Source organism: Oceanobacillus jeddahensis, assembly GCF_000750635.1.
Taxonomy (GTDB): Bacteria; Bacillota; Bacilli; order Bacillales; family Amphibacillaceae; genus Oceanobacillus; species Oceanobacillus jeddahense.
This window is the reverse complement of record NZ_CCDM010000003.1, coordinates 401,578-419,751: the sequence shown is the minus strand read 5'-3', so window position 1 is coordinate 419,751 and position 18,174 is coordinate 401,578. Positions and strand designations below refer to the sequence as shown.

Here is an 18,174-nt window from a genome sequence, read left to right as displayed (position 1 = left end):
GAACGGGAAAGGATGAAATTTATGGGGATGTTTAATTTTTCACAGGATTTAGGAATTGATTTAGGAACAGCAAATACATTAGTCTATGTAAAAGGTAAAGGAGTTATTGTTCGGGAACCTTCTGTTGTGGCGAAAAATTTGGAGACAGGCGCCGTGGAAGCTGTTGGAAGTGATGCGAGAATGATGATCGGACGTACACCTGGAAATATTTCTGTTGTCCGTCCAATGAAGGATGGTGTAATTGCAGATTACGACACAACTTCCGTGATGATGAATTATTATATGAAAAAAGCAATGAAGAAACGCTCTCTCTTTGCGAAGAAACCTAATGTGATGATCTGTGTTCCATCTGGTATTACGATGGTGGAAGAACGGGCGGTTATTGATGCAACAAAGCAAGCTGGAGCGAAAGAAGCTTATCCAATTGCAGAGCCTTTTGCTGCAGCAATAGGAGCAGGTTTACCAGTTTGGGAACCAACAGGGAGTATGATTGTTGATATCGGTGGAGGAACGACAGAAATAGCTGTTATTTCATTAGGTGGAATTGTAACGAGCAGTTCTATTCGAATTGCAGGAGATGATATGGATGAAGCAATTATCTCTTACATAAGAAAAAAATATAACCTAATGATTGGAGAAAGATCGGCTGAATCGATTAAAATGGATATAGCAGCAGCGAAAGAAGGAATTATTGGAGAAGAAAGAGATATTAGAGGGCGTGATCTGTTGACGGGATTGCCAAAAACAATTACAGTTACATCTGAAGAAATTTCTGGAGCTTTGGATGATAATATTGATGCAATTGTCAATGCTGTTAAAACAACGTTAGAAAAAACACCGCCTGAATTATCAGCTGATATCATGGATCGGGGGATTGTTTTATCTGGAGGGGGCGCTCTGTTAGAAAATCTTGATAAAGTTATTAGTGATGAAACAAAAATTCCTGTATTTGTTACAGATGAACCTTTGGAAAGCGTGGCAATTGGAACCGGTAAATCACTTGATTATATTGACCAATTTCGTTCTGCTCCAAGTGTGTCTTCGCGCGCGTTAAATTAATAAGTAGGTGTTTGTATGAATTTTTTTCGAAGTAAGAAATTATTTATAATCCTTGTAGGATTTATTGTATTAGTTGTATTAATAGGATATTCCCTAAACAACCGGGGACATTTAAATTTTGCAGAGAAATTTGTTAGTGATACCGTGGGGTGGGTGCAGAATGTTGCACAGGCTCCGGTGACGTTTGTTACAGATATTGCTTCAAATATCAGTGACTTTAAGACCACATATGAAGAAAATGAGATTTTAAGAGAACAATTATCTCAACAAAAAGGGTTAGCATATGATGTGCAGAAGTTAGAAGATGAGAATGAAGAGCTGCGTTCCATCATTGATATGTCGGAAACAGCGCGAGATTACGAACCGATCTATGCCACTGTTATTGCTCGTTCACCAGAGCAATGGGTGGACCAAGTGACCATTAATCGGGGAGAGAATGATGGAATACAAGAAAATATGGTTGTCAGAACAGCAGAAGGAATGATTGGGAAAGTTCTTCATACGTCTCAAGGTACATCTACTGTACAATTACTTACGGGCTTTGATGAATTTAATCGTGTATCTGCAACTGTATTAAGAGAAGATGACAGCGATATTTTTGGAATGATCGAAGGATTCGATGAAGAGACTGAAATGCTGCTATTCCGGATTATTGAAGAATCCGATTCGGATATTGAAGAAGGAGACACGGTTTATTCTTCCGAACTCGGAGGAGAGTTCCCGGCAGGTATTACAATTGGTGAAGTAAGTGAAGTAGTTGCTGATCAATATGGGTTAACCAGGATTGCAATGGTTGAACCCGCAGCAGATTTATTTGATATTCGAAATGTTATTGTTGTCAATCGTTCCTTAGGCGAGCCGGAAGATGAAGAAGAAGGGGATGACGAGTCTTGACTAGACGTGTGATATTCCCCTTGATTCTGTTTATTGTGATGGTACTTAGCGGAGTAGCTTTAGAACTATTACCTCATCAATTGTTAATGGGCTCTTATATGATTGTGCCGCACTGGGTGTTTGTGATACTTATTTATATTGCGATCTTCTATGATCGCAATGATACCTACTATGCAGTATTGTACGCCCTTATTTTTGGATTGCTTTTTGATATCGTATATACAGGTATTCTAGGTGTTTATATGTTTTCTTATGCACTCGTTATTTATATTGTTCGTGGTCTAAAGAAAATGCTGCAAGGAAATTTTTATGTGTTGTTAATCCTGTCCGCTTTTGGAATTGCTTTAGCTGATATTAGTATTTATACCATCTTCACAGTTATTGGATTAGCAGATATGCCGATAGAAGTATATTTATTGAATCGTTTGGTGCCAACCATTCTTATGAATCTTTTATTCTTAGTATTAATCTATCCGTTAATCATAAAGCCGATGCGGAAATGGGGTAGAGAATTAACATAATCTGACCGTTTGAAATAAGTCTGTATAGACGTATATTTATGGAAGAGCGGCAGACTCTGCTCAGTCAGCAACCTTCGTTTGTGCTGACTGTAGAAAAAAGAGGTGAATAAATCGTGCAAGAAACCAAACCGACCATCACGATTAAAGGGACAAGAGATGGTTTGATTTTATTTATAGATGAAAATTCTTCTTTTGAAGAGATTGTACAAGATTTAATCAAAAAGCTGGAAGCCAGCAGCCCGAAAAAAGATGAACCAGTGGTTTCCGTAAAAGTAAAACTGGGACACCGTTATTTAACGGAAGAGCAGAGCCAGCAATTAAAGGAAATTATTGAAGAAAAAAATCGTTTTCAGATTGAAGCAATGGAATCAGAAGTGATACCAATTAAGGATGCAAAAACATGGTTGGATCAGAGTAAATTAAAAGTAGTTAACCAGATTGTAAGATCCGGACAAGTTCTTGAAACGGAAGGAGATTTGCTTCTTATTGGTGACGTGAATCCTGGCGGTAGAGTAAGAGCTAGAGGAAACATTTATATTATGGGGAATTTATTAGGAATCGCACATGCTGGTGTAGAGGGAGATCGAGAGGCTTTCATAGCTGCTTCTTATATGAAGCCAGCACAGCTTCGAATTGCAGAATATATTAGTCGGGCACCTGATTATGAAGCTGATGGAGTATACATGGAATGCGGAATCATTGATCCGGATCAGAATAAAATTGTTATTGATTCGATCAAAATACTTTCTAAACAGAGAAAGGTGATTAGCGCATTTGAGAGGAGAATGAATAATGGGTGAAGCGATTGTAATTACATCCGGTAAAGGTGGCGTTGGTAAGACAACGACATCTGCAAATATTGGCACATCTCTAGCTTTAATGGACAAAAAAGTTTGTTTGATAGATACAGATATTGGCCTTCGTAACCTCGATGTAATTATGGGACTTGAAAATCGGATTATTTATGATATTGTTGATGTCATTCAAGGACGTTGTAAGCTGCAGCAAGCTTTAATCAAAGATAAGCGTTTTGATTATCTTTCATTACTTCCCGCTGCACAAACAAGTGATAAGTCATCTGTAACAACAGAGGGTATGAAAGAAATTGTGACAGAACTAAAACAAGAGTATGATTATATCATTATTGATTGTCCAGCAGGTATTGAACAAGGTTTTCAAAATGCAATCGCTGGGGCAGATAGAGCAATTGTTGTCACAACCCCTGAAAATTCAAGTGTCCGGGATGCTGATCGAATTATCGGATTAATAGAAAAAGAAGATATGGTAGAACCACCAAGAGTAATCATTAATCGAATACGTAATCATATGATAAAAAATGGCGATATGCTTGATGTCGATGATATTGTTCAGTTGTTAGCAATTGATTTAATCGGGATTGTAGCGGATGATGAAGAAATGATTAAAGCTTCGAACAAAGGAGAACCCATTGCACTGCATCCAAATTTTAAAGCTTCAATCAGCTATCGTAATATAGCAAGAAGAATTTTAGGAGAAACCGTCCCGTTACAATCCCTGGAAGAAGAAAAAGGGTTTATGCAAAAGGTAAAAGCATTCTTTAAAATATAATAATCATATAAAACAAAAACATCCGCTAGAAACGGATGTTTTTGTTTTATGAAATAAACATAGATAAATTTTAGAAAGAGTAATCATACATCGGATTAATCGTTATAAAGATACTTTCCTTTTTTAGATAATCAGTAACCCGTGAAAGCTTCACCGATTGTTTTTCGGTAAGGTCTTTCATTAAAATAGAAATCTAAACATTCATTATCTTCAATAGAAATTCGTTCCCGGTCCGGATATTCAATATAGATTGTATGTTTTTTCTCTCTTTGAAAACGGGCTAATACATCTAAAAAGTTATCATGTGGAGATGCATAGATTGGTTTGATAGCACGTACAAAATGTCCTCCTTCATACCTTTTTAAAAGAAAACGGATAAATACATAAAAGCGGTATTTCCATTCTTTCCAGTTTTCATGTATTAAAAAGAGCCAAATGAGAAAGCTGCTTAGCGTAAATGGAAATAAGAAAAGTTGTACTAAAATGATAATGGCACATATTGCCAAGGAGCCAATAATTGTTGCATAATACGCCTTTTTGAAAGTTAAGAATGCAGTGAGAACTAAAAAAACAAGCTTTCCACCGTCCAAGGGCCAAATTGGCAGCAAGTTAAATAGGAGAATGATTGTATTATAATAAAAAATTAACCCGAAGTAATAATCTGGAATAACCCCAAAATAAGATACAACATAAAGTAAGCCGTATATGAGAACTTGTACAAAAGGTCCTGCTAGTATAACAATTACTTCTTCACGAATGGGGCGGGTACCATGCTCATCTGTTTTCATCACTCCGCCAAATGCCCAAAGAACAATAGAGGAAATTCGCCATCTAAAGGATGAAGCAGCAATATAATGTCCTAATTCATGGAGAAAAACAATGCTAAAAATAATTGCCAGTTCCGTAAAAGAACCTGTTAAGAAAGAGACCACAATAAATATCCATAAAATTGGATGTAAATGAATAAGTTGTACGGAAGATTTAAGGCTGTTGATCAACCAGAATCACCTGCTCAGGATCAATATATTGGTTTTCTTGCTCAATTGCGAAAAAAACAGATGTACTATCATTCTCAGTCCCTAATGTTCCAAGGACCTGTCCGTTAGAAATATGCTGGTATAAATGGACCTCGATGGAATCTAAAAATCCGTATTGTGTTGTTGTTCCGTCAGCATGCTGGATCTTTACCGTTTTATTTGTGGAACGGTCGTTGCCAGCAAATACAACAATTCCTTCTTGAACAGCGGCTACATTTTCTTCACCTTCTGCCTCAATATAGATACCTTGGCCATTTTCATGAAAATGCTCTGAAATAATTCCATTGACCGGAAGATATGATGAATCTGTAATTACTTCCTCTGTAACTGCACTGGGACTAAAAGATAGAGGAGTACCAAAAGCTTCTGAATACCATGCATTCACTTTTGCAAAAGGAAATTGATTCGTTAAAGTGGAAGTTAGCCACTCTTTAGGCTGATTCATAAAAGGCCTGTCGATTTCTGTAATGAACGCCGTCCCTAGAAAAAGGGAAACGGATAAAAGAGCTTTCACAGCAATGTTAGTAACACGAGAATTGTTTTCAGGAATTGCAGAATTTGTATGGCTGGCAGATATAGAAGGATAAAAACCGTGAGACTCTTCCATATCTGGTAAAGCGTTACTTTGTAAATAATCTTCTTGCTGATTTTGCTTTGTTTGATTTAAACTTTTTGCTTTTTGACGCATTTCAATGGCTTTACGAATTTTTTTTAAGTTTTTATCCATACATCTCACAATCCTTTACAGCGTGGTGTGATTCATTATATGTTAAACAAGCTGTTTATATGATTAATTGTATAGAAAGCTGAAGCGATTTGTTTTCTACGGCATGTATGATGATGTTTGTTCTTTTGTAAATAAATTAATCCAATTACTCAACTTTCGCACCTAAGAATAAGCATATATATATTGCTATTTCAGGATGAATATGTTCTTCAGTACCATACTTGCTTTTGGTTAAATCAGCTTTTTTGAACGAATGATAGTGTATAGCTTCCGCTCCGGCCAACCACTCCGCTTTCCATGGAGACGGCTTCAGCTAACTTGAAAAGAAAACCGCTTTTCAAGTGGATCTTCAGCTCGCCCTGTTCCCATGGGAGTCTGCGTGGTTGGCCTCCGCTCTGATAGGATTCTACAGCGAATGAAAGAGAAAACATCTTGTTGGGGTAGACGAAATAGTATTTCTATCGCTTGATGACACGATTATTCCGTTATTTCAAATGCTTGGTTTAGCAGTTCGAGTCAAACCAGCATGAATAATTAACAACAGGAATAGCTTTCATGCACAGAAAGTAATCTTGGCGGAACTTTTGTAAAAAGGTTGACAGTGGAACCCGTAAAATGATAAGATTTATCTGTTATTCTAAGTAGCACCCGTGCTACAACCGCGCAGAACAGGTCTTAAAACTGTATAGTGCAGTACCTGAATGGCGAGTCTGAGTTTAATGAGGAGGTGCATATAAATGTACGCAATTATCGAAACTGGTGGTAAACAAGTTAAAGTAACAGAAGGACAAGAAATTTATGTAGAGAAAGTTGCTGGTGAAGTGAATGACTCGGTAACTTTTGAGAAAGTCCTATTCGTCGGTGGAGACGATGTAAAGGTTGGTGCTCCATACGTTGATGGTGCATCTGTAACAGCAAATGTTGCAAAGCATGGCCGTCAAAAGAAAATTGATGTTGTGAAGTTCAAACCTAAAAAGAACTATCATCGTAAACAAGGTCATCGTCAACCATATACGAAACTTGTTATCGACAAAATCAACTTATAAGGGTACTGTAGTTCATCATGATTCAAATAACTGTTTTTCAATCAGAAAGCCGGGTTACAGCATTTGAGCTTACCGGGCATGCGGAAAGCGGCCCTTATGGGTATGACCTTGTCTGTGCAGGCGTTTCGGCTGTAACATTTGGTGCTGTGAATGCAATTATGGAACTGTGTGAGACAGACCTTGATATTGATCAGGGAGCTGATGGCGGTTATTTTGCTGTGAAGCTTCCAACGGATATAGGCTCCCAAAAACTTGAAAAGATGCAATGGTTGATACAAGGGATGATTGTCTCTTTAGAAACCATTGAGGAGAGTTATAGGGAGCATGTTCAACTGAATTTTTCATAAGGAGGTGCATTTTCATGTTACGTCTTGATTTACAATTTTTCGCATCTAAAAAAGGTGTAGGTAGCTCTAAAAACGGTCGTGATTCAGAATCAAAACGACTTGGTACAAAGCGTGCTGACGGACAGCAAGTAACTGGTGGATCTATTCTTTACCGTCAACGTGGTACAAAAGTTTATCCGGGTGAGAACGTTGGCCGCGGTGGAGATGACACGCTTTTCGCTAAAATCGATGGTGTTGTGAGATTTGAACGCTTCGGTAGAAACCGTAAAAAAGTTAGTGTTTATCCTGTAGCCAAAGAAGCATAATGCTTGGATAGCAGCGGTATAGTTAAATACAGATAAGACAGGCTGTCGAGGTAACTTCTCGACAGCCTTCTTTCATTTTATGTATTGTTGTATTCTGCGGTTTACGGCTTTTGATTTCCACTGTTTTCTGCTATACTCAACTTTAATGAGGTGAAGGAATGGATGAAAAGGAAACAGTTCGTTTAATACAAAAATATAGACATGACTTAATGAACCGATTGCAAATTGTTTCCGGTTATTTGAGTATGGAAAAAACGGATAAAGCAAAACGGAATTTAGATGACGTTCTTAGGTACTATGAAGAGGAACGGAATCTCATGCGGTTGAATGCAGATAGTTTTATGATTTGGATGTTACAATTTCAGGATGCATATCCTTCTTTTGCATTAACCTATCGTGTGGAGTTGTTGGAATCTGTTGAAAAATCAATTGATGAGCAAGAGCTTTTAATAACTTGTAAGAAATTATTAGCTGTTCTATCAGAGGCTGCGGAAGAGTTGCATGTATACGATCTCTTTCTCCATATACAAGAAAAAGAAACACATTGGATCATTCGGATGAACATAAAAGATGTCACACTGGAGAATATGAATGTGAAACACATAGAAAAGCAACATGGAATTTCTGTGATACAAGAAAAAGAACAAACAAGCTTTGAATGGAATATAGCAAAAGTAGAAAGAGGTGATTAATCATGTTTGTCGATCAGGTAAGTGTCTATGTGAAAGCAGGAGATGGCGGAAACGGACTTGTTGCATACCGCAGAGAGAAATATGTACCAAAAGGAGGACCAGCAGGTGGAGACGGTGGAAATGGTGCAGATATTGTCTTTAAAGTAGATGAGGGGTTAAATACCTTAATGGACTTTCGGTATAATCGACATTTTAAAGGAAAACGCGGTGAAAATGGGATGAGCAAAACGCAGCACGGAAAAAATGCTGCTGCTTATGTGATTCCCGTACCACCGGGCACAACGGTAATAGATGAAGATACAGAAGAAGTAATTGCTGATTTAACAACCCATGAACAAGAAGCTGTCATCGCAAAAGGAGGGCGCGGAGGCCGGGGCAATACAAGATTTGCCAGTCCGCGTAACCCCGCTCCGGATATGGCTGAAAATGGTGAACCAGGTCAAGAACGTAATATAAAAGTAGAATTGAAGCTGATTGCTGATGTAGGATTAGTAGGCTTTCCAAGCGTAGGTAAGTCTACACTACTGTCTGTAGTCAGTGCAGCTAAGCCAAAGGTTGCAGCTTATCATTTTACAACGGTTGCTCCCAATCTTGGAGTAGTTGATACCGGAGATCAGCGCAGTTTTGTTATGGCTGATTTACCTGGATTGATTGAGGGGGCATCACAAGGTGTGGGATTGGGCTATCAATTCCTTCGTCATGTGGAACGTACGAGGGTGATTGTTCATGTGATTGATATGGCAGGAACAGAAGGACGTACTCCTTATGAAGACTATACGAAGATTAATGAAGAACTTGCTGCATACGATAAGAAGCTGTTAACAAGACCACAAATTATTGCTGCTAATAAAATGGACATGCCAGATGCAGAAGAGCATTTAAAAGTATTTAAAGAGAAACTGGGAGAGGAAGTCCCAATATATAACATTTCAGCCATTACCAAAGAAGGATTGAGAGATTTATTATTTGCAGTGGCCGATAAATTGGAAGAAATTCCGAAGTATGAACCAGAGATAGAGCAGGCAGATGAAACAGTTGTTTATCGCTATCAGAAGGAAGAGGAGCCTTTCCATATAACAAGAGATCCAGATGGTGCTTACGTACTTTATGGGCACCGAATTGAGACCTTATTTAAAATGACAGATTTTCAACATGACGAGGCTGTTCAACGTTTCTCCCGTCAGTTAAGGGGAATGGGTGTTGACAAAGCTCTTCGTGAACGTGGTGCACAGGACGGTGATACGGTCCGACTGTTAGATTATGAATTCGATTTTATTGAATAGTTTATGGTTATCTGGTTACAAGCGCCAAGAGTAGAAAATAGAACGTGAGACTAAAGATTGGTATCGATATAATACTAAATGGCATGATTCTTTTTTTCTGGAAGTGAAAGAAGCCAGGTTAAATTTGAATCATGTCCAAAGTTCGGGGCTTAAGTCTTACGTTTCTAAACAGACGTTTTGCATTTTTCTATTTAGGAGGAAATGAAGTTGACGAGTATTGGTTATCTAGGTCCTAAGGGAACATTTACAAAATTAGCAGTAGATGCAACATTTAACGGAGAACACAAAGAAGCTTTTAAAACAATTCCAGAATGTATCGATGCTGTAGATAAAGGAGAAATCGATATTGGAGTTGTTCCATTGGAAAATGCCATTGAAGGCACTGTACAACTGACGGTTGATTACTTGATCCATCAAGCCCGAATACCCGTAGTGGGAGAAATTGTTGTACCAATTCAACAGCATTTATTGGTACGCAGTGATATTGTTCATAACGAATCCGAAATACAAGAGGTACATTCGCATAGCCATGCTATCGCTCAGTGTCATCAGTATTTGCATCAAAATTTACATAATGCCAAAATTGCATTTACTTCATCAACAGGGAAAGCGGCCGAAATCGTAAGCGATTCTGATCAACCTATTGCAGCTATCGGAAATCGAGCTGCTGCATCAGAGTATGGTTTAGAAATAATTAAAGAAAATATTCATGATTACCCAAATAATCATACCCGCTTTCTGGTCCTTTCCCATCATCCGGAGAAAGTTAAAATCAAAAGTGAAGCCAAGGGCGATAAAACAACACTTTTAATTACATTGCCAAGTGACCAGGCAGGTGCACTGCATCAAATTCTTTCTGCGTTTGCGTGGCGTAAATTAAACTTATCTAAGATTGAGTCCAGACCTACAAAAACGGGATTAGGCAATTATTTCTTTATTATCGATGTAAACCAAGCTTATGATGACGTTCTGCTTCCTGGTGTTAAAGCTGAACTGGAAGCGCTGGGATGTCAGGTTACAATCCTGGGATCATATTCTGTTTATGATATTTTATAAATTCTTGGATTAATACAAGTTTATCGTCTATAAAATGAAACTTCATTCAGTGGAGGTTTTACGGGCGGTTCTCCGTGATAAATGAATAAACAAGAAAAAGTGCTGAGGATATTTGGTCTCAGCACTTTTTCTTGTTTATATTCCTTTTGTATCGTCTTTTTGCTTTTCTCTATACGTTTCTAATTTTTTTTCATACTCCTCTGGAGAAGTTTCCAAATAAGTTTTCACTCGCTGCTTGTTAGGAGTTATGGTTAGTCCTAAGAATTTTCTTTCTTCGTTAGCAATTTTGAAGAAGGATATAACTAGTAATATAACAACAATACTAAATGGCAGTGCAGCCGTTATCGCGGCTGATTGCAATGCATCAAGGCCAGTTTCTCCCCCTGCTAATAGAAGAATAAACGCGATAGCTGATAAAGAAACACCCCAAACAATCTTTATTCTTCCTGGTGGTGTCAGGGATCCAAAAGATGTTTGCATTCCTAAAACAAAAGTTGCTGAGTCTGCGGAGGTTATAAAAAATATGGATACAAGCAGAATCGCTACAACCGATAGTATCACGCCCATTGGAAGCTCGTTGAAAATCCCGAATAACTGTGTTTCCGGAGGCATATCAAATATTTGTGGTACACTTTGGCCGACAGAAATGCCTGTAACACCAAATACGCTAAACCATATAATGCCTATCACTGTGGGTACAAGCAATACAGCAAGAATAAATTCTCGGACCGTACGTCCTTTGGAAACACGGGCGATAAAGATTCCTACAAACGGACTCCAGCTCATCCACCAGCCCCAGTAGTAAATCGTCCAATCAGACATCCAGTTGCTTTTTTGTTCATTCAGTGGTGCGACATCCAGAGCATTATACACAAAATTTTGCAGATAGCCACCCGTACCGGACGTCATCATATTTAAAATTAATATAGTTGGACCGACAATTAATATAACTAAAAATAGTATTCCAGCTAATACCATGTTGGCATTACTTAAATACTGAATTCCTTTACTTAACCCACTCCAAGCACTGATTAAGAACAGCACTGTTACCACAGCTATAATAATTGCCTGAACGAATATGTTATTAGGTATACCAATTAAGTAGTTTAAACCGCCATTAATCTGCAAAGCGCCTACACCAAGTGAGACGGCAACACCGATTACAGTTGCAAAAACTGCAAGAACGTCTACCACAGTCCCCAACGGACCATCGACACGATCGTGGAATATCGGGCGTAACGCTTTGGATAAAAGTCCAACTTCTCCTCTTCTGAATTGAGAATATGCGAGTGCCAGTGCCACAACACCGTATATAGCCCATGCATGGAAACCGTAGTGTAAGAAAGTAGAGCGCATCGACTCAAGCATCGCTTCGTTCGTTTCTGGATCCGCTGTGGGCGGAGCGAGATAATGCGAAACAGGCTCAGACGCACCATAGAACACTAATCCAATTCCCATCCCGGCACTAAATAACATTGCAAGCCAAGAAACGGTATTGAATTCTGGTTTATCTTTTGGTTTTCCTAACTTTAACGTTCCGATTGGACTAAAAATAAGAAAAATACAAAAGAAAACGAGGATGGTTGTAAGAATCATGTAGTACCAGCCAAAATATTCTGTAATCCAATCTGATAAATTACCCGCAATGCTTCCAAATCCTTCTGGAAAAACTGCTCCAAGTATTACTAAAATGCCAATAACAATAGAGGCGTAAAGAAAAACATTAGACATTTTTCTTTTTGATGAGATTTTACTCATAATTTGCTCCTTCCCGTATTTAAAACAATCCTAAATACAAATTTGAATATTGTATTTATTAGACTTTCATATCCTAACAAGGAATCATTATAAAATCAACTGCAGTCCATATGAAAATAAAACGAACCACCTGCTGTACTGCAATAAGAATGATTTTTCAATTTAATTAAGCTTCTTGTTCAGGATGTCCCCTTATATCTATATACCTCTATAAGAAAAAAGCAAACATTTTAAATCAAAATGAGGGTCTATCATAATAATTGAACAATCTAACAAAGAACGAAAAGCTCCAAGCGTCCGTTTTTAGCGCTTGGAGCTAGACACGGTTATTCCTGAAGAAAAATGAAATCAAGGAGGTAAGTCTGCGGTTACTTAAGTTGAGATAAGAAAAAGAGCGGAGTCAGTTTCTTCTCAGCATTTTTTAGCATACAGTAAGGGTTCAAGAAATCCGTTATATTCCTTTTGTATCGTCTTTTTTATTTTCCCGGTATGTTTCTAATTTCTTTTCGTATTCCTCTGATGAATTTTCCAGGTAGGTCTGCATTCTTTTTCTGTCAGGCGTTATGGATAAACCTAAAAATTTCCTTTCGTCATTGGCGCTTTTAAAGAAGGATATAACCAGCAGTATAACAACGATGCTAAAAGGCAAGGCAGCTGTTATTGCAGCGGACTGCAGTGCATCGAGGCCATTTTCTCCGCCTGCTAAAAGGAGGATATACCCAATGGCTGATAAGGAAGCTCCCCAAACGATCTTAATCTTTCTGTCCGGAGTTAAGGATCCAAATGACGTTTGCATCCCTAAAACGAAAGTTGCTGAGTCTGCAGAAGTTATAAAGAATATGGTTACGAGTACAATTGCAACAATGGATAAAATGGTGCCCAATGGTATTTCGTTGAAAACTGCAAATAATTGTGTTTCAGGCCCCATATTAAAGATTTGTGGAGCATTTTGTGCAACCGAAATACTTGTAACGCCGAATACACTAAACCATAAAATACTAATGACGGTCGGGACAAGCATTACAGCCAGAACAAATTCACGAATCGACCGGCCTCTGGAAACACGCGCGATGAAGATACCGACAAATGGGCTCCAGCTCATCCACCAGCCCCAATAATAAAGCGTCCAGTCAGCCATCCATTCGCTCTTTTGCGTATTTAGCGGTGCAACATCCAAGGAGTTGAACAGAAGATTTTGCAAATAGGAGCCTGTTCCGCTTGTCGTCATATTTAAGATTAGAATGGTAGGTCCAACAACTAATATGGTAAGAAATATGATACCGGCCAGCACCATGTTTGCATTGCTCAAATATTGAAGACCTTTATTTATTCCACTCCAAGAACTGATTAGGAAAAGCACCGTCACAATAGCGATAATGATTCCCTGGACGACGGAGTTATTGGGTACGCCGAACAGGTAGTTTAAACCACCGTTGATTTGTAAAGCCCCGACACCAAGTGATACAGCGACACCAATCACGGTTGCAAAAACGGCCAATACATCTATGATCGTACCGAATGCGCCATCTACACGGTCATGGAATAACGGACGCAACGCTTTAGATAATAGTCCAACTTCTCCTTTTCTAAATTGTGAATATGCGAGAGCGAGCGCAACCACTCCATATATAGCCCAAGCATGAAATCCATAATGTAAAAAAGTGGATCGGATTGATTCAAGCATTGCAGCATTGGTTTCTGGATTTTCTGTAGGCGGTGCAATATAATGTGAAATTGGCTCAGATGCACCATAAAACACTAATCCAATCCCCATCCCGGCACTGAATAACATAGCAAGCCAAGAAACGGTATTGAATTCTGGCTCATCTTTTGGTTTTCCTAATTTTAAAGTTCCAATTGGACTGAAAATAAGAAATATACAAAAGAAGACAAGCAGAGCGGTAAGAATCATGTAATACCAGCCGAAATAGTTCGTAATCCAGGAGGATAAGTTACCGGAAATTTGCCCGAATTGATTTGGAAATACTGCTCCAAGTATTACTAAGATGCCAACAACAACAGAGGCATAAATAAAAACATTAGATATTTTCCTTTTTTTAGAGGATTTACTCATAATTTTCACCTTCCAGTATTTAAAATGTGCATGTAATAATGATTCATATATTTTGGAATTCCGTTTCCTAAGCAAGCATAAATAGAATAACCTCTGCTATGAGCAAGACCATAATAATCACGGGCAGGATAAAAACAGATTGCATACTTCATGCTCCGCACTTCAATCAAATTATGATTGGAGTGTCTCTAAATGAATATTTAACAAAAAAATTTCATGAAAATGATGCTTTCTCTGGTTAGTATGTACAAATCAAGTTGAAACATTTATGGACATGTATACTATTTTGACGGGTCAGCTTTTCCGGGTGGGAACATTGCATGAAAGCCATCGCATATTACTTTTTCAATACAAGCCTGAACTGGAAGCTTCAAAATTAAAAACCATGTAAGTCTCCTTGTGCAACTTTTTTCTATTTGATGCATATGCTGATATAGAGCATTAGCCCATTTCAATAATGAAAGGGAAAGGAGTTCGTTATTTTTGAAAATACACATTGTGCAACTTGGAGATACGTTGTGGAAATTGGCAGAGAAGTATAATGCTTCTTTTGAAGAATTAAAAAAGGTAAATTCACACTTGGCTGATCCGGAAAAGCTAATGCCTGGAATGAAAATAAAAATACCCGGCTCAAAAAAAACAGTCCAAAAAAGTGAATCTAAAAAGGAACAAATGACACCAATACCGAAAGAGAAAAAGACAGCCAAGAAAGAACAGAAAGCGCCGGTTTCCAAGGAAGAGACAAAAGCACCTAAAAAAGAAGAAAAACAAACTGTGCAAAAAGAAGAGCAGAAAAAAGAGGAGCATCCATTTAAACAAAAAACACCTACACCAATTGCTGTATTGCAAGAAGACGATCAAAAAGAAAAGAAAAAAGAACAATTTGAAGCAGTCATGCCTAAAATGCCACAGGCACCTGCAATGCCTGTTTTAGAAAAGGAAATGAAAACGGAAAAAATGCCGTCAAAAAAGATGCCGAAGCCTCCAAAGCCTAAAGAACATAAGCAAGAAAAACCAAAACCAATCGAAAAGCAGCAGCCAGCCAGTATGGAAGAACCGCAAACACAACCGGCAGAACAAAAACAACCTGCATTTGATTTTGAGACATATCAGCAGCCGGCAGCAATGCCATGTGAACCAATGCCGTTCTTTCCGCAAATGATACCGATATTTTATATGCCTTGTCCGCCAATGCATCCGCCAGTACATCATCCGCATCCTATCCATCCGGGAATGCAGCAGGAATTTCCAATGATGCCGCCTATGGGAGATTGTGGGTGTGGAAGTCAACATCAATTTGCACCAATGCAAGGTAATTTTAATCCGGTGCCAGCGGGATTTGGTGGACTTAGCGAAGAACAGTTTGGAGCAACCGATCAGCAATTTCAAGGGATGAGGCCTAGCCAGCAACAACCATCTATAAATCAAACAAACCAACAACCATCTGAAGCGGGACCATACTCTTCAGAAAATGATGCATTAACTTCTAATCACAATACGAATAATAATGGACCGTTATCACCTTATAAACACAATCAGTTGCCAACATCCGCATCATTTATGAATGAACCAAGACAGCCGCAAAGGTTCGCTGAAAATCGAAATTATTTCCAGGTTGATCAGACGTCACTATCTAATTCACAAGGAAACACATTTTATCCTAAGCCACCATTCTTTCCAGAACATCCTAATGATAAACATGGCTCTAATTCATAAAAGGTTGAATAAAAAAGGTGTAAAAAATCCTTCCTTATCCATACTACCGTATGAGGGAGGATTTTATTATGTTTAAAATACAACATATTTTTTATATGGTATCAATTATGCTAGTAATGATGGGTTGTGCTAATACTTCTACAGAAAAAGATGCAAGTAACAAACAATCTGTTCAACCTATTCACTATGAAGAAAACAGGAATCAACAATCTATAGAGAATTCAAACGATGCAGAAATACAAACACCAGCTCCATCATTTGAAACTTTCGATAGAGAGGAATCTGCTGCATTTCAGGAAAGGGTTAGAGAGAATGTAGAGGTAGAGGATGCTCAAGTTGTTACAGCAGCAGATCGTGTCGTTGTCGCTGTTCAAATGAAAAAAGGTACAGATAATCGTGATTTTGAGGAAATCAGTAAAGATATTGAACAAATACTGGATACAGACAAACAGTTGTTTATTTATAATAATACGGCAAAATGGGAACGGGTGAAAGATTTTAATGCACGTGAGGAAGCAAACCAAATGGGAGAAGATACGGAACGCCTGTTTCAGGAGCTGTTTGAATAATTGAAGGTAAAAGATGGTTTTCCTTTTCTGATGGAACTTTTTTTGATATAGTAAAAAAAGAGTTTCGAGAGAGGAGTATGTCTAATGGCTGGACATTCCAAATGGAAAAATATACAAAAAAGAAAAAATGCACAAGATGCAAAAAAAGGTAAAATTTTCATGAGGCACGCAAAAGATATTTATCTTGCTGCCAAAAGCGGCGGTGGGGATATGGATACCAATGCTGCATTAAGAACAGCTGTTGATAAAGCAAAGGCTGATAATATGCCTAATGATAATATAGAGAGAAATATTAAAAAAGCAACGGGTACGTTGGATGGTGCCACTTATGAGGAAATCACGTATGAAGGATATGGCCCCGGCGGTGTGGCAGTTATTGTAAATGTATTAACAGATAATAAAAACCGTACTGCTGCAGAAATCAGACATGCTTTTAAAAAGAATGGCGGAAATCTGGGTGAAAATGGGAGTGTCTCTTTTATGTTTGATCGTAAAGGTTACATTGTCGTTGAAAATGAAGACGGTGCTATTGATGAAGATACGATCACATTAGATGCACTGGAAGCTGGAGCAGAAGATGTGAGTGTTGAGGATGGAGCTTATGAGGTCTTTACAAGTCCAGAGGATTACCAGGATGTTGTCTCTTATTTAGAAGAGCAGTCTTACAAGTTGGCTGATGCAGAAGTTACTTTCATCCCGCAAAATTATAATTCTTTATCTCCGGAAGATGAAGAAAAGATGATGAAGTTAGTGGATGCATTGGAAGAAAGTGAAGATGTCCAGGATGTTCACCATAATCTGGAGTCGAATGAATAAACTTCTATTTTTCATAAATAGAAGTTTATTCATTGATTCCGTTTAAAATAAAGGGAGCTCAATATGATTGCATATATAAAAGGAAAGCTTATGACGATAAAAGATAATGCTGTCATTGTGGATGTACATGGGATTGGGTACGAGCTGATTTGTCCCAATCCTTATGTATTTGAACCGGAAATGAATCAGCAAGTCCAAATACATACACATCATCATGTCCGGGAAGATGCACAAATCTTATTCGGCTTTCGGAATACGGATGAGAAATATTTATTTACAAAGCTTATTTCTGTGTCAGGAATCGGTCCAAAAGGAGCTTTGGCAATATTAGCAGGCGTTCATATCCAAGGTTTTATTTCGGCAGTCGAAAATGAAGATGAAAAATTTTTAACAACTTTTCCAGGTGTCGGGAAAAAAACAGCCCGTCAGATTATATTAGACTTAAAAGGAAAACTGGTTCATGATTTTGCTATAGAGAGTACTGCGGAGCAATCTTCGGAAGTAACAGTAAGTACCGGGGAGCGCGAAATCGTTTCTGAAGCATTGGATGCTTTAAAAGCATTAGGCTTCACGCCTAGTGAATTAAAGAAAATTACGCCACAACTGAAATCAGATAATACACTCACAAATACGGATGAAGTTATTCGTAAAGCATTTAGTCTGTTAGCAAAATAATAGAAAGGAGTT

General features: G+C 38.1%; 19 protein-coding genes and 1 other annotated feature. Of the genes, 15 read left to right on the top strand and 4 right to left on the bottom strand.

Annotated elements, in window-relative coordinates:
- Positions 1 to 21 precede the first annotated feature (21 nt).
- From BN986_RS15405 to minD, 5 genes are all read left to right on the top strand, one after another.
- Positions 22 to 1,059, top strand: a complete 1,038-nt coding sequence (locus BN986_RS15405) for a rod shape-determining protein (protein ID WP_040981674.1) — start codon at positions 22 to 24, stop codon at positions 1,057 to 1,059.
- Between the two features lie 15 nt (positions 1,060 to 1,074).
- Positions 1,075 to 1,953 (top strand): rod shape-determining protein MreC, encoded by an 879-nt coding sequence (gene mreC, locus BN986_RS15400; RefSeq protein ID WP_040981672.1) that lies wholly within the window; start codon positions 1,075 to 1,077, stop codon positions 1,951 to 1,953.
- Positions 1,950 to 2,474 (top strand): rod shape-determining protein MreD, encoded by a 525-nt coding sequence (gene mreD, locus BN986_RS15395; protein ID WP_040981670.1) that lies wholly within the window; start codon positions 1,950 to 1,952, stop codon positions 2,472 to 2,474. Before mreC ends, mreD begins: the two co-directional genes overlap by 4 nt.
- Before the next feature lie 113 nt (positions 2,475 to 2,587).
- Positions 2,588 to 3,274, top strand: coding sequence for a septum site-determining protein MinC (gene minC / locus BN986_RS15390; RefSeq protein ID WP_040981668.1), 687 nt, complete (start codon positions 2,588 to 2,590; stop codon positions 3,272 to 3,274).
- Positions 3,267 to 4,061: a septum site-determining protein MinD gene (gene minD, locus BN986_RS15385; RefSeq protein ID WP_040981666.1), complete on the top strand. Its 795-nt coding sequence runs from the start codon at positions 3,267 to 3,269 to the stop codon at positions 4,059 to 4,061. Before minC ends, minD begins: the two co-directional genes overlap by 8 nt.
- Positions 4,062 to 4,192: 131 nt before the next feature.
- Here the strand turns inward: minD and BN986_RS15380 are convergent, their stop codons facing one another.
- Together BN986_RS15380 and BN986_RS15375 are read right to left on the bottom strand one after the other, a co-directional pair.
- On the bottom strand, positions 4,193 to 5,059 hold the full coding sequence (locus tag BN986_RS15380; RefSeq protein ID WP_052400827.1) for a M50 family metallopeptidase: 867 nt from the start codon (positions 5,057 to 5,059) through the stop codon (positions 4,193 to 4,195).
- Positions 5,043 to 5,825: a M23 family metallopeptidase gene (locus BN986_RS15375; protein WP_040981663.1), complete on the bottom strand. Its 783-nt coding sequence runs from the start codon at positions 5,823 to 5,825 to the stop codon at positions 5,043 to 5,045. Before BN986_RS15375 ends, BN986_RS15380 begins: the two co-directional genes overlap by 17 nt.
- A 647-nt stretch (positions 5,826 to 6,472) precedes the next feature.
- Positions 6,473 to 6,547 (top strand) — a sequence feature (ribosomal protein L21 leader region).
- Positions 6,548 to 6,562: 15 nt separating this feature from the next.
- Between BN986_RS15375 and rplU the strand changes: the two genes are divergently transcribed.
- The 6 genes from rplU (at position 6,563) to pheA (ending at position 10,554) form a co-directional block, all read left to right on the top strand.
- The gene (gene rplU / locus BN986_RS15370) at positions 6,563 to 6,871 is read left to right on the top strand and encodes a 50S ribosomal protein L21 (RefSeq protein ID WP_040981661.1); all 309 of its coding nucleotides are present in this window, start codon (positions 6,563 to 6,565) and stop codon (positions 6,869 to 6,871) included.
- Positions 6,872 to 6,888: 17 nt separating this feature from the next.
- Positions 6,889 to 7,218: a ribosomal-processing cysteine protease Prp gene (locus tag BN986_RS15365; protein WP_040981660.1), complete on the top strand. Its 330-nt coding sequence runs from the start codon at positions 6,889 to 6,891 to the stop codon at positions 7,216 to 7,218.
- 14 nt (positions 7,219 to 7,232) lie between these two features.
- Positions 7,233 to 7,523 carry a 50S ribosomal protein L27 gene (gene rpmA, locus BN986_RS15360; protein WP_040981658.1) on the top strand — a complete coding sequence of 97 codons (291 nt, stop codon included), beginning with the start codon at positions 7,233 to 7,235 and terminating at the stop codon, positions 7,521 to 7,523.
- A gap of 158 nt (positions 7,524 to 7,681) precedes the next feature.
- Positions 7,682 to 8,215: a Spo0B domain-containing protein gene (locus BN986_RS25800; RefSeq protein ID WP_052400825.1), complete on the top strand. Its 534-nt coding sequence runs from the start codon at positions 7,682 to 7,684 to the stop codon at positions 8,213 to 8,215.
- A gap of 2 nt (positions 8,216 to 8,217) precedes the next feature.
- A complete protein-coding gene (gene obgE, locus BN986_RS15350) occupies positions 8,218 to 9,498 on the top strand; it encodes a GTPase ObgE (RefSeq protein WP_040981656.1) in 1,281 nt (426 codons plus the stop codon).
- 201 nt (positions 9,499 to 9,699) lie between these two features.
- Positions 9,700 to 10,554 (top strand): prephenate dehydratase, encoded by an 855-nt coding sequence (gene pheA / locus BN986_RS15345; protein ID WP_040981654.1) that lies wholly within the window; start codon positions 9,700 to 9,702, stop codon positions 10,552 to 10,554.
- A 135-nt stretch (positions 10,555 to 10,689) separates the two neighbouring features.
- Here pheA and BN986_RS15340 read toward each other — a convergent pair whose 3' ends face one another.
- Positions 10,690 to 12,312: a BCCT family transporter gene (locus BN986_RS15340; protein ID WP_040981652.1), complete on the bottom strand. Its 1,623-nt coding sequence runs from the start codon at positions 12,310 to 12,312 to the stop codon at positions 10,690 to 10,692.
- A gap of 451 nt (positions 12,313 to 12,763) precedes the next feature.
- Positions 12,764 to 14,386 (bottom strand): BCCT family transporter, encoded by a 1,623-nt coding sequence (locus BN986_RS15335; protein WP_040981650.1) that lies wholly within the window; start codon positions 14,384 to 14,386, stop codon positions 12,764 to 12,766.
- Positions 14,387 to 14,869: 483 nt separating this feature from the next.
- On the opposite strand from BN986_RS15335, the gene safA reads away from it, so the two are divergent.
- The 4 genes from safA (at position 14,870) to ruvA (ending at position 18,162) form a co-directional block, all read left to right on the top strand.
- Positions 14,870 to 16,102: a SafA/ExsA family spore coat assembly protein gene (gene safA / locus BN986_RS25795; RefSeq protein ID WP_052400823.1), complete on the top strand. Its 1,233-nt coding sequence runs from the start codon at positions 14,870 to 14,872 to the stop codon at positions 16,100 to 16,102.
- 68 nt (positions 16,103 to 16,170) lie between these two features.
- Complete coding sequence (locus BN986_RS15325; protein ID WP_040981648.1) at positions 16,171 to 16,671, top strand: YhcN/YlaJ family sporulation lipoprotein; 501 nt, start codon at positions 16,171 to 16,173, stop codon at positions 16,669 to 16,671.
- An 84-nt stretch (positions 16,672 to 16,755) separates the two neighbouring features.
- The gene (locus tag BN986_RS15320) at positions 16,756 to 17,487 is read left to right on the top strand and encodes a YebC/PmpR family DNA-binding transcriptional regulator (RefSeq protein WP_040981646.1); all 732 of its coding nucleotides are present in this window, start codon (positions 16,756 to 16,758) and stop codon (positions 17,485 to 17,487) included.
- Between the two features lie 63 nt (positions 17,488 to 17,550).
- Complete coding sequence (gene ruvA, locus BN986_RS15315) at positions 17,551 to 18,162, top strand: Holliday junction branch migration protein RuvA (protein ID WP_040981644.1); 612 nt, start codon at positions 17,551 to 17,553, stop codon at positions 18,160 to 18,162.
- Positions 18,163 to 18,174 lie beyond the last annotated feature (12 nt).